This window comes from Streptomyces sp. KM273126, assembly GCF_004337435.2.
GTDB lineage: Bacteria > Actinomycetota > Actinomycetes > Streptomycetales > Streptomycetaceae > Streptomyces > Streptomyces acidicola.
Genome location: NZ_SJXB02000002.1, coordinates 2,135,670 through 2,147,550, shown reverse-complemented (window position 1 = coordinate 2,147,550; position 11,881 = coordinate 2,135,670). Strand labels below are relative to the sequence as shown.

The 11,881-nt window shown below is 70.3% G+C and carries 8 protein-coding genes and 1 pseudogene; 6 read left to right on the top strand and 3 right to left on the bottom strand.

Annotation, left to right across the window (positions count from 1 at the left end):
* Positions 1–535: 535 nt before the first annotated feature.
* The 3 genes from E0500_RS40140 (at position 536) to E0500_RS40130 (ending at position 3,660) form a co-directional block, all read left to right on the top strand.
* A complete protein-coding gene (locus E0500_RS40140; RefSeq protein WP_309505304.1) occupies positions 536–964 on the top strand; it encodes a DUF485 domain-containing protein in 429 nt (142 codons plus the stop codon).
* Positions 958–2,568, top strand: coding sequence for a cation acetate symporter (locus E0500_RS40135; RefSeq protein WP_131558207.1), 1,611 nt, complete (start codon positions 958–960; stop codon positions 2,566–2,568). The genes E0500_RS40140 and E0500_RS40135 overlap by 7 nt, the downstream gene beginning before the upstream one ends.
* 123 nt (positions 2,569–2,691) lie before the next feature.
* The gene (locus E0500_RS40130; protein WP_131558206.1) at positions 2,692–3,660 is read left to right on the top strand and encodes an acetylxylan esterase; all 969 of its coding nucleotides are present in this window, start codon (positions 2,692–2,694) and stop codon (positions 3,658–3,660) included.
* Here the strand turns inward: E0500_RS40130 and E0500_RS40125 are convergent.
* Positions 3,618–4,400 carry a class I SAM-dependent methyltransferase gene (locus tag E0500_RS40125; RefSeq protein WP_131558204.1) on the bottom strand — a complete coding sequence of 261 codons (783 nt, stop codon included), beginning with the start codon at positions 4,398–4,400 and terminating at the stop codon, positions 3,618–3,620. The genes E0500_RS40130 and E0500_RS40125 overlap by 43 nt on opposite strands.
* Before the next feature lie 52 nt (positions 4,401–4,452).
* On the opposite strand from E0500_RS40125, the gene E0500_RS40120 reads away from it, so the two are divergent.
* Complete coding sequence (locus tag E0500_RS40120; RefSeq protein ID WP_131558203.1) at positions 4,453–6,039, top strand: alpha-amylase family glycosyl hydrolase; 1,587 nt, start codon at positions 4,453–4,455, stop codon at positions 6,037–6,039.
* Between the two features lie 20 nt (positions 6,040–6,059).
* Here E0500_RS40120 and E0500_RS40115 read toward each other — a convergent pair whose 3' ends face one another.
* Both E0500_RS40115 and E0500_RS40110 read right to left on the bottom strand, forming a co-directional pair.
* Entirely contained in the window at positions 6,060–7,268 is a 1,209-nt protein-coding gene (locus E0500_RS40115) for a cytochrome P450 (RefSeq protein ID WP_181587492.1), read from the bottom strand.
* A 141-nt stretch (positions 7,269–7,409) separates the two neighbouring features.
* The gene (locus tag E0500_RS40110) at positions 7,410–9,251 is read right to left on the bottom strand and encodes a sulfatase-like hydrolase/transferase (RefSeq protein WP_131558199.1); all 1,842 of its coding nucleotides are present in this window, start codon (positions 9,249–9,251) and stop codon (positions 7,410–7,412) included.
* 475 nt (positions 9,252–9,726) lie between these two features.
* On the opposite strand from E0500_RS40110, the gene rho reads away from it, so the two are divergent.
* On the top strand, positions 9,727–10,872 hold the full coding sequence (rho, locus tag E0500_RS40105) for a transcription termination factor Rho (protein WP_131558198.1): 1,146 nt from the start codon (positions 9,727–9,729) through the stop codon (positions 10,870–10,872).
* A gap of 147 nt (positions 10,873–11,019) precedes the next feature.
* Positions 11,020–11,850: pseudogene (locus tag E0500_RS40100) on the top strand (D-alanyl-D-alanine carboxypeptidase family protein); the annotation flags it as partial.
* Positions 11,851–11,881 lie beyond the last annotated feature (31 nt).

Sequence of the window (11,881 nt, the reverse complement as noted above, 5' to 3'; positions counted from 1 at the left end):
CAGCGTTCATGCCGCCGCAATGATCAGCGCGAGCACACGGCCCCGGGTTCTTCACCTGGCCGGGCGAGCGGCCCGCGCTGCTGAGCGGGGCGGTTGCCCACGTTGTGGCCGGCGCACGCCAGGCCGGGACGGGGACGTCCGCGGGCCGGCGTGGAAACGTCGCCGGGCCCGGGACAAGCCGGCCGAACCCGGTTCCGCGATCTTCACCCCATCCGAACTCCCCCTGCATAGATAGCGGTTGCTGGTGATCACGACTCTCCGTACGCTGTGGGTCACGCTGACGGCACCGAGGACGTCATCCGTCTTCTCGGGCCACCGGTGACGCGCCCTCGGATCGTCCGACCTCCGTATCCGAAGAGGTGCGTTTTCCATTCGGCGAGGCCGTTGATCCTTCAATGGCCGCACTGCCATACTCCGGCTTTCCCCTCCCCCCACGGTCCGCACGGAAAGCGTGGCTCTCCAGGTTGTCGGCGGCTCTTTTGAGCCTTTTCCCGGCTGGAATGGGTCACGTGCGTGACATAAGGCAGCGAAGAAGGTGCTTGTGTCCCAACACCACCCACCGCACGGTGGTTATGCCCCGCCTCCACCCACCGGGTACGAACCGGCCGGCTCACATGCGATACACGACGACCCCGAATTCCATTCACTGCGGCGCGCATATCGCTCCTTCGGCGCGGTGGCGGCTCTTCTGTCCGTTGGCGGATTTCTTTCGTACGTTCTGCTGTCGAGTTTTGCTCCGGCCCTGATGAACCAGGAGTTGTTCGGCCGGATCACCCTCGGGCTGGCGCTCGGACTCGTCCAGTTCGTTGTCATGGGGGTCGCGACGTGGTGCTACGTGCGGCACATGCGTGAGCGGGTCGACCCGATCGTCCTCCGGCTGCGCGCCCAGCAGCGCGAGCAGGAGCGCGCGCAGGAGGAGCAGCAGGCCCGCGTCGCGGCCGGAAGGCGGTTCCGCGCGTGGTGACGCAATCGGCTGCCATAGCCGACCAGTTCAGCCTGCGGCTGACGTTCATCCTGTTCGTGTCCGTCGTCGTGGTCACCCTGTTCACGGCGCTGCTGACGGCACCGCAGCGCGACGAGATCAGCGAGTTCTACCTCGGCAACCGTGACATGTCGCCGCTGCGCAACGGGCTCGCGATGTGCGGTGACTACGTGTCGGCGGCGACGCTGCTCGGCAGTACGGGACTGGTCGCGCTGAACGGGTACGACGGTCTGCTCTACCTGGGCGGCACGATGGTCGCCTGGATGATGGTGCTGCTGATGGTGGCCGAACCGCTGCGCAACTCCGGCAAGTTCACCCTGGGCGACACCCTGGCGCTGCGCCTGCCGCAGGGACAGCGGTCGGTCCGGCTGGCGCTCGCCCTGTGCACTCTGGCCGTGTGTCTTCTCTACCTGGTGGCCCAACTCGTGGGCAGTATCGCCCTGTTGACCCAGTTCATCGGTGATCCGAGTCCGACGACGCGGGCGATGTGCGTGGTGGTCATCGGCTCCATGGTCGTGGTGTACGCGGCGATCGGCGGCATGCCGGGCGCCACGTTCATCCAGGTGGTGAAGGCCGTGATGCTGGTCGCCGGAGTGGCGATCACCGCCGTCATGGTGCTGCAGCACTACAGCTGGAACATCGACAAGCTCCTGTCGACGGCCGCCGACAACAGCGCCCTGGGCGACCGCTTCCTCGAACCCGGGCTGCGGTACGGCGGGACCACCACCAACAAGCTGGACTTCTTCAGTCTGCAACTGGCCATCGTGCTCGGCCTCGCCGCGCTGCCGCACATCATGATGCGGCTGCTCGCCCCGCGCTCCACCCGCGTCCTGCGCGGCTCCGTGGTGTGGGCCGTGGGGCTGGTCGCCTTCGTCTGCCTGATGGCGGGTGTGCTGGGCCTGGGCGCCACGGCGATCGTGGGCCGGGAGAACATCGCGGAGGTCGACCCCCGTGGCGACGCGGCCATTCTGCTGCTCGCGCACAAGCTCGGCGGTGCCGTACTCGAGGCGCTCCTGTCCAGCCTCGCCTTCATCACACTGCTGGCCGTGGCGGCCGGGCTCACGCTCGCCGCGGCCTCGTCCCTCGCCCACGACCTCTACAGCGAGGTGATCCGCAAGGGGAAGGCGAAGCAGACGGAGGAACTGGGCGTCGCCCGGCTCGCCGCGGTCGTCATCGGGGTCATGGGCATGCTGCTGGCCCTGCTGTCATGGGGGACGAGCACGGCCACGCTGGCGTTCCTCGCCTTCGCGATCGCCGCGTCGGCCATCCTGCCGGCCATCGTGTACGGCCTCTTCTGGCGCGGCTTCACCGCGTGCGGCGCCCTGCTCAGCCTGTACGGCGGGCTGCTCAGCTCGGTGCTCCTGGTGGTGTTCTCGCCGATCATCTCCTCGCAGCCCAACTCGGTCTATCCGGACGCGGACTTCGCCTGGTTCCCGCTGCAGAACCCCGGCATCGTGTCCATCCCCGCGGGCTTCCTGCTGGGCTGGCTCGGCTCCGTGGCCGGCGGGCGCGGTCAGGACGCGACCTCCACCGACGCGTTCAAGGAGTTCGAGGTCCGCGCCCTGGTCGGCACCGACCAGCGGTGACCGGACACCGGCGATGACCCGAGGTCAGGGGTGAGCGGAACGGACCGCCCGCCCCTGGCGGCCCGCGGCGATCGCACCGTACGGTGTGATCAGCCGCGCCCCTGACCTCGAAGGTGGTCCTGCATGGCCCTGTTCGACCTGCCCCTGGACGAGCTTCGCGGTTATCGAAGCGCTTCACCCGAGCCTGAGGATTTCGAAGCGTTCTGGGCGAAAACGCTCCAGGAAGCGCGCGCACACGACCTCGACGCACGCTTCGAACCGGTCGAGACCCGCCTGAAGACGGTCAAGGTGTACGACGTCACCTTCGCCGGGTTCGGCGGGCACCCGGTGAAGGGCTGGCTGGTCCTGCCGGCGTGGGCGGACACACCGCGTCCCGCGGTCGTCGAGTTCATCGGGTATGGGGGCGGACGGGGCCTGCACCACACACATCTGCTGTGGGCGTCGGCGGGCTTCGCGCACTTCGTGATGGACACCCGGGGCCAGGGCAGCGCATGGGGCGGTGGCGGCGGCACACCCGACCCGGTGGGCGGCGCCCCCGCGTTCCCCGGTTTCATGACGCGGGGCGTCGACGCCCCCGAGAACTACTACTACCGGCGCGTGTACACGGACGCCGTACGGGCGGTGGAGGCGGCCCGGTCCCACCCGCTGGTCGACGCCGCGAAGACGGCGGTCGTCGGCGCCAGCCAGGGCGGCGGCATTTCCCTCGCGGTCGGCGGCCTGGTGCCCGACCTGGCCGCGGTCGCCCCGGACGTGCCGTTCCTGTGCGACTTCCCGCGCGCGACGACACTGACGGACCGCGACCCGTACCGGGAGATCGGCAACTACCTCAAGACGCACCGCGGCCGCACCGGGCAGGTCCAGCGCACGCTCTCCTACTTCGACGGCGTCCACTTCGCCGCGCGCGGCCGGGCACCCGCCCTGTTCTCGGCGGCTCTGGAGGACCAGACATGCCCGCCGTCGACGGTCTTCGCGGCCTTCAACGCCTGGGCGCCCGGCGACAAGCACATCGAGGTGTACGACTTCAACGACCACGAGGGCGGCGGCCCCTATCAGGAAGCGGCCAAGCTGGAGTGGCTGGCCTCACGCCTCTGAGAGGGGTCGTCCCGGCGCGTCGCCACGACCATCCGGCAGCGCGGGCTCCCGTCACGCCGACTCCCGAACTCGGGCAGCGCGTACAGCTCGACGTCGAACCCGGCGCGTTCCAGCTCGCGTCGTACGTCCCCGAGCCGGAAGGCCCGGTAGTACATGACGAACGGCGGATGCCAGACGGCGTTGCGCACCCGCATCACCGTGTCGAAGCCCAGCAGGGCCCAGTACCAGGGGGAGCTCGGCGGTGCGGGCGCCGGCAGCGGGAACGCGAAGCGTCCGCCCGGCCGCAGCGCGGAGTGGACCTGACCGAACAGCTCCGGGAACTCGCGCGGCAGGAAGTGCCCGAACGCTCCGAAGCTCACGACCAGATCGAAGACGGGCCCGAAGGGCAGGGCCAGCGCGTCACCACGCACCCAGGCGACACGGGGCCCGGGCTCCGCGGGACGCGGCTCCTGATCCCTCCCCACCGTGAGCATCCCCGCACTGATGTCGACCCCGGTCACACGCTCCCGGCACACCGCGCGCAGGACGCCCATGCCCGCGCCGGTGCCGCAGCACAGGTCGAGCCCGTGATCGAACGGCCCCAGGACGGACAGGGCCCGCTCCACCGCCTCCAGGATCGAGTCCGGCGTACGGAACGGGGTGTGGTCGAACTTGGGCGCGAGCAGGTCGTATCCGCGCTCGACGGACGACAGCGCCTGAACAGCCAGTTCGCGGAGGCTGGGACCGTGCGGAGTGAACATCACCTTCAGCTTAGGGCAGTGCCCGACGTACGCGATCACTTATCGTTACATCATGACTTCGTTCCGTCCCGCCCCCGCCTGGCTGGCAGACGCCGTCTTCTACCAGCTCTACCCCCAGTCGTTCGCCGACTCAGGCGGCGACGGCATCGGCGACTTCAACGGAATCACCGAGCATCTCGGCCATCTGGCCTGGCTGGGCGTCAACACCGTCTGGCTCAACCCGTGCTTCGTCTCGCCGTTCCGCGACGCCGGGTACGACGTCTCCGACTACCTGAACGTGGCGCCTCGCTACGGCTCGAACGACGAGTTCGCCAAACTCGTCGACGAGGCCCGCCGCCACCGCATCCGTGTCCTGCTCGACCTCGTGGCGGGCCACACCTCCGACGCGCACCCGTGGTTCACGGCCTCCGCGAACGACCCGGACGACCACCGCTACATCTGGGCCCCCGAGGGCCGCCCAGACGGCTTCGTCCCCTCCCCCGGCACCCGCCCGGGCGCGTATCTCCCGAACTTCTTCGACTCGCAGCCGGCCCTCAACTTCGGCTATGCGCGAGAGAACCCGGCCGAACCGTGGCGCCGGCCGGTCGACGCCGAAGGCCCGCGCGCGAACCGTGAGGCGCTCCGCTCGATCATGGACCACTGGCTGCGTCTGGGCGTCTCGGGTTTCCGTGTCGACATGGCCTCGTCCCTCGTCAAGGACGACCCGGACCGGAGCGAGACCGCCAGGATCTGGTCGGAGCTGCGCCGCTGGCTGGATGCCGCGCACCCGGAGGCCGTCCTGCTGTCGGAGTGGGGCGAGCCCGAGGTCTCCGTCCCGGCGGGCTTCCACGCGGACTTCTTCCTCCAGTTCGGCGGCCCCACGGACGGCCTCGCCCTGCGCTCGCTGTGGAGCAACGGCGAGGGCACGGTCGACGAGAACTGGGCCCCGCTCGACTGCTTCTTCGACCCCGGCGGCAGGGGCTCACCCCGCCCCTTCGTCGAGGCGTGGCAGCGGGCCTCCACCGCCATCGGCGGCAAGGGGTTCATCTCCCTGCCCACCGCCAACCACGACTTCTCCCGCCTCAACTGCGGCCCGCGCACCGCCGAACAGCTCCCCGTCGCCTTCGCCTTCCAGCTCACCTGGCCGACGCTCCCGGCGATCTACTACGGCGACGAGATCGGCATGCGCTACATCGACGGACTGCCCGACAAGGAGGGCAGCGTCCTCGGCCCCCGCTACAACCGGGCGGGCTCGCGCACGCCGATGCAGTGGGACGACACCGAGAACGCCGGCTTCTCCTCGGCCCCCGCCGACGACCTGTACCTGCCCCTCGACCCGGACCCCGGCCGCCCCACCGTCGCCGCCCAGCGCGCCGACGAGACCTCTCTCCTCCACCTCGTCCGCCGCCTCGTCCGGCTGCGCACCACCACCCCTGAGCTCGGCTCGGGCGGCTCGGTGGAGGTGCTGCACATGGGCTGTCCGTTCGTGTACCTCCGGGGCGGGCGGTACCTGGTGGTGATCAACCCTCAGCGCAACGAGGCGAGTTGGGCGTACGACTCCGCCGCCGCAGACCCCTTGGAGTTGTCGGGCGTGGAGCTCGACGGCGGCAGGATCACCGCCCGCGGCTTCGGGTACGGGATCTTCGACCTCGGTCACTGAACGGCGAGCGAGCCACGGGCTCAGGTTCGTACCGGTAGCGCCTGCACGCTGTTGCCCACGAAGCTGGAGTGACGAGGGAGGTCCGTCTCGGGTACGGCCAGGTCGAGGTCGGGGAAGCGGGTGAACAGCCGCTCCAGCGCGATCGTGGCCTCCAGGCGGGCCAACGGTGCGCCGAGGCAGTAGTGGGCGCCGTGCCCGAGCGAGAGGTGGCGTACGGCTCCGGGCCGCCCGGGCCGGGTGACGTCGAACAGTTCGGCGTCCGGCCCGTGCACGGCGGTATCGCGCCCTGCCGCCGAGTAACCCGCCAGCACGGGCGTCCCCTTGGGGATGACCGTCCCGTCGACCGTCAGGTCCCGCACGGGATAGCGGAACGGGAAGTAGCTGACCGGCGCGTCCCAGCGCAGGGTCTCCTCGACGGCGTCCGCCCAGCTCGCCTTTCCGCCCCGGACGAGATCGAGCTGGTCCCGGTGTCCGCACAGCGCCCGTACCGCGTTGGTGATGAGGTTCAGCGTGGTCTCGTGCCCGGCGATGATCATCAGCACGAGGGTGCCGATGAGTTCCTCCTGGCTGAGCCGGTCGCCGCCCTCGTCACGGGCGGCGATGAGCGCGCTGGTCAGGTCGTCGCCCGGGCGTTCGGCCCGGGCGGCGGCGATGTGAGCGAGCAGGGACACGAGCTCGCGGTTGGCGGCGACGGCCTGCTCGGGGCCGATGTCGGTGGCCACGACCTGGTTCGACAAGTGGTGCAGCGCGTCCCGGTGCTCCGCCTCCACTCCGAGCAACTCTCCGATGACGCCCATCGGGAGCGGCAGCGCGAAGTGCCGGCGCAGATCGGCGACCCCGCCGCCGGCCTCGCCCGCGCCTGCGAGGTCGTCGAGCAGGGCTTCCGTCAACTCCTCTATACGAGGTCGTAGTTGCTGTACTCGTCGCGCGGTGAAGGCCGTACTCACCAGCGACCTCAGCCGCCGGTGGTCGTCACCGTCGGCGGTCGTCATCCCGCGTACGGTCGCGAAGGTCCGCAGCGGCCATCCGGCGCCGATCCGGCCCTGTCTCAGGGCGGTGAAGTGCCGGGCGTCCTTGGCGACGTCGGGGTGCGCGAGGAAGTCCTTCAGCGCCTCGTGGCCGAGTACGGCCATGCCCGCCACCTCGTCGGGGAGCACGACGGGCGCGACGGCGCCCCGGGCGAGGAGCCGCGCGTTCGCGGCGTGCGGGCAACCGCCGGACGGGTCCATGCGGTACGGCTCTGACGATGGAGTACCCACGGTCGATCTCCCTGACCACAGCGGCGAGTTGGCGCGTACGACGCACTCATGCTCACAGTGCCGTACGCGCCGTCTCAAGAGGTCACTCGGCCAACCATGCCGTCTGCGGCCTCACGGGTTCGCCGGGGACGCCGACGGAGTCGGGGTGGCACCGTTCTGCGGGCCGTACGCCGTGAGGAAGCGGTTCCGGAAGCGGTCCATCCGCCATACCGGGGCGTCCTCCGTGGGCTTCAGGCCGTCCGACCAGCCCCAGTCGGAGACCCGGTCGAGGACCTTCTGGTCATGGGCGACGATCGTGACCGGCACGTCATGACTGGCGCCGTTGCCGCTGACGCGGGCCATGGGCTGGTGGTCTCCGAGGAAGACGACCACGGTGTCCTTGTCGCCGTACCGCTCCACGAACTCCGTGAGGCTCCGCACCGAGTACTGGACGGACCTGCCGTACTCCTCCTTCACCTTGGTGCCGTCGGAGAACACGTCCGCCGGATCCTTGCCCGCCTTCTCGACGGGCTTGTAGACGGAACCGTCACCGACGCGGTCCCAGTCGATCATCTCGGGCAGGGGCGCCCACGGCTGGTGGCTGGAGGTCAGGATGATCTGCGACATCAGCGGCTTGTCGCGCTTCTTGCCGTGTTCCAGGCGCTGGAACGCGGTCAGGGCGTACTGGTCCGGCATGGTGGACCAGCTGAACTTCGGGCCCCGGTAGCCGAGGTCGCGGGAGTCGTAGACCTTGTCGAGGCCGTAGAACCTGCCCTCCGGCCAGTTGTACTGGACACCCGGCACGACACCGACCGTCCGCCAGGCACCCGTGCGGTGGAAGGCACCGGGGAGGGTGAGGCGCTCGCCGGCGGTGACGGTGCGATAGCGGTCCTGGTTGTCGATCCACAGACCGCTCAGGAACGTGGAGTGACCGAGCCAGCTGCTGCCGCCGTACGTCGCGGAGGTGAGCCAGCCGCTCTTCGCCGAGAACCCGGCCTCGCTCAGGTCGTCGGTGGCGTCGTCGAGGGTGGCGTTCACGCCGGGTGCGATGGCCGGATCCTGGAGGGCGGCACGGCCGTAGCTCTCGATGAAGGCGAAGATGACGTCCTTGCCGCGCAGGCCGGTCAGCAGCTGGTCGGGCGGTACGTCGGCGAAGGCGTCCTTCTCGACCTCCTTCGCGAAAGCCGCCTCGTCCCTCAGCGTCGCCTTCACGCGTGCGGCACGGTCCTGGAGGAGGCCGATCGTGTTGTTGGCCGCGACCGGTGTGGTGCCGATGAGTTGGAAGCCGAGGGCCGAGCAGGTGATCCACACGGTTCCGGCAATGATCGTGGCCCGGCTCGCGGTGTGCCGGTCGCGGTGCATGAGGCCGACGAGCCGGACCACCGCCAACGGCATCACGACGAGCAGGGCCAGGACCAGGACGACGATCCCGATCACGGCGGCCAGCGCGCCCGCGCCGCCGGCCGTGTCCTGGAGGTACGACTCGGCGTCGTCGAGCAGGCCCCAGTCGAGCACCACGTTGAACCCTCGCCCGAGGAACTGGTTGAAGCCGATGTCCAGCAGCTTCAGGATCAGCACCAGCGCGAGGCCCACCCCGGTGAGCACCGCCAGGACACGTCTCGGCCGTCTGGGCAGCACCAGCAGCAGGGCCGCGAGGAGGATCGGCTCGGCCGGTATCCGCAGGAAGCTCTTCGCCTGGAAGTACGCGACGTTGCCCGGCAGCATCAGCGCCACGAACACGAGCGCCGCGGCCAGCACGGTGACCGTCCACCAAAGGACACGGGCGGCGACGGGGTACTTGGCACGCCAGCCGGGGGTGCGGGGGTCGGCTGTGCGGGGGCCGTCTCCGGCGGTGCCGTTGTCCGTGCCGCCGTCGCGGAGCCCGTCCTCCGGGGGCGCGGACGGTTCGTGATCCTCCTTGGTGGTTGCCCCGTCCGGGTCCGGCGGTTGGTGAGAGCGCGTGAAGAGCGACACCCCGAGTGTCCTTCCGGTGCGAAGCGCGGTGGTGGCACGACGGGCCGGGCTCGGGGGCCCGGATCGCCGCCCTCCCCTGTACGGCTCACGAACACCTGCAGTTCAACGCGCACAAAAAAGCCAGCCAGTGTTTCCTTGCAGGTCAAGTACGGTCCAAGCCTGGTTCAAGTGCCGGCCAAGCCCAGTCGGCGGACTCTCGTCCAACGGCTCGTCTTACTTGAGTCCACCAAACGGTGCTACACTGCCGAAAGCACGTGTGTTCGCCCCGTCGTGGGCGCCGGTGCGGGTTCCACAGTTTTCTGCTTCATCCTCCTTTCGCAGTACCACCTCTCGCGTATGGCTCAGGGCTCAGTCGCCGCCGTACCCGACGGCGTGGTGTCCGGCCGTACCCAGGCGTGACCACTCCGCCTCGCGGCAATCCCCCCTCCCCCATGCACTTGTCCGCTGAGCCCGGCTCAGTCCCGAAAGGACCTCCATGACCACCACACTCGAAGCCCCTCCCACCCAGCGGCAGCTCCCGGTCCCCGTGTCGGGTGTCCTCGACATCGCACAGGGCGGGCAGGGGTTCCTGCGCACCGACAGCTGCCTGTCCACCCCCGACGATCCGCAGGTACCCGCCGCGCTGATCCGCCGGTACGGCCTGCGCAAGGGCGACACCGTCGAAGGCGTGCGCGGCGCTCGACGCGCCCTCACCGAGATCGAGCGGGTCAACGGCCGCGCCCCCGAAGGAATGCGCGGCCGCCCCCACTTCCACGACCTCACCCCACTGCACCCGCACGACCGGCTACGGTTCGAACACCGAGCCAGCGGTCTCACCGGACGCGTCGTCGACCTGATCGCGCCCGTCGGAAAGGGCCAGCGCGGCCTGATCGTGGCCCCGCCCAAGACCGGCAAGACCGTGCTGCTCCAGCAGCTGGCCGCCGCGATCGCCGGCAACCACCCCGAGTGCCACCTCATGGTGGTGCTGCTCGACGAGCGCCCGGAGGAAGTGACCGACATGCGGCGCTCCGTGCGGGGCGAGGTGTACGCCTCGACGTTCGACCGGCCGCCGAAGCAGCACATCGCGCTCGCCGAACTCGTCGTGGAGCGCGCCAAGCGCCTCGTCGAGCAGGGCGAGGACGTCGTGATCCTCCTGGACTCGCTCACCCGGCTGTGCCGGGCACACAACAACGCCGCCGCGGCCGGTGGCCGCACCCTCAGCGGCGGTGTCGACGCCGCCGCACTGCACGGACCCAAGCGGATCTTCGGCGCCGCACGACGGACCGAGGAGGGCGGCTCGCTCACCATCCTCGCCACGGCCCTGGTGGAGACCGGCTCCCGCGCCGACGACTTCTTCTTCGAGGAGCTCAAGAGCACGGGCAACATGGAGCTCCGCCTGGACCGCTCCCTGGCCGCCCGGCGGGTCTTCCCGTCCGTCGACATCACCCCGTCCGGGACCCGTCGCGAGGAACTCCTGCTGTCGGCGGGCGAACTGACGGCCGTACGAGGACTGCGGCGCGCCCTGCGGTCGCGGGACGGTCAGGACCGGGCGTCCCTCGAAACCCTCCTGGAGCGGATGCGCGCCACCCCGGACAACGCGGCCTTTCTGCGCCAGGTCCAGCCCACGCTCCCCGCCGCTTGACGTTCAACGCCATGGGGTGTCCGACACCACCCGCCGTGTGCACCGACCCGCCCCACCGGCACGGCCCTTGATGCATCCGGGTGTTCGATCCACTCGCTTGGCCCCGGTGGCCCGGCGGGACAGCGCACGGGTTCTTACGTTGACGCCATGACCATCGGTTTCTCTTCCCGCGCCGCCGCCTTCTGCTCCGCGGTCTGTGTGATCGGGATGCTGCCCCTCGCTCCGGGCGCCGCCGCGCTGCCGGGTGCGGACCCGGACGCCACCCGTGCGACGGCCTCACCGGGGCAGCGGTCGTCGCTGCACCGGTCCGGGACGCAGGTACGGCCACGGAAGGGGGCACCGAGGGTTCCCGCGGACCTGTCCGCGCTGTCGTGGGTCGTGGCCGACGCCGGCAGTGGTGACGTGCTGGCCGCGCGCAACGCGCACCGCAGGCTGCCGCCCGCCAGCACCCTGAAGACGCTCTTCGCGCTCACCGTGCTGCCGAACGTGCCGGGAAGCACCCGGCACACCGTCAAGCCCAAGGAACTGGCAGGCATCGGCGAGGGCAGCAGCCTGGTCGGGGTCCAGGAGAACCACACCTACCGTGCGGCCGACCTGTGGCGCGGTGTCTTCCTCAGCTCCGGCAACGACGCGGTGCACGTCCTGGCCTCGCTCAACGGCGGCTGGCGCAGCACCGCGACCCAGATGCAGGCCAAGGCCCGCGCCCTGGGCGCCCTCGACACACGGGTCGTGTCGCCCGACGGGTACGACGCGCCGGGACAGGTCTCGTCGGCGTACGACCTCGCGGTGTTCGGGCGGGCCGGGCTGCGCAACAAGGAGTTCGCGCGGTACTGCGCCACGGCCGAGGCGCGGTTCCCGGGGGACGGCGAGACGTACCCCATCCGGAACACCAACCGCCTCCTCACGGGCGCGCAGGGCGTCGACCGCTACCCGGGCCTGATCGGCGTCAAGAACGGCTACACCAGCAAGGCGGGCAACACGCTCGTCGCGGCCGCCAAGAGGAACGGGC

What these genes read in the sequence shown, in the direction of transcription:
- E0500_RS40130 (WP_131558206.1), top strand. Translation starts at nt 2,692, where the DNA reads ATGGCCCTGTTCGACCTGCCCCTGGACGAGCTTCGCGGTTATCGAAGC.
- E0500_RS40125 (WP_131558204.1), bottom strand. Translation starts at nt 4,400, where the DNA reads ATGTTCACTCCGCACGGTCCCAGCCTCCGCGAACTGGCTGTTCAGGCG.
- E0500_RS40120 (WP_131558203.1), top strand. Translation starts at nt 4,453, where the DNA reads ATGACTTCGTTCCGTCCCGCCCCCGCCTGGCTGGCAGACGCCGTCTTC.
- E0500_RS40115 (WP_181587492.1), bottom strand. Translation starts at nt 7,268, where the DNA reads ATGGACCCGTCCGGCGGTTGCCCGCACGCCGCGAACGCGCGGCTCCTC.
- rho (WP_131558198.1), top strand. Translation starts at nt 9,727, where the DNA reads ATGACCACCACACTCGAAGCCCCTCCCACCCAGCGGCAGCTCCCGGTC.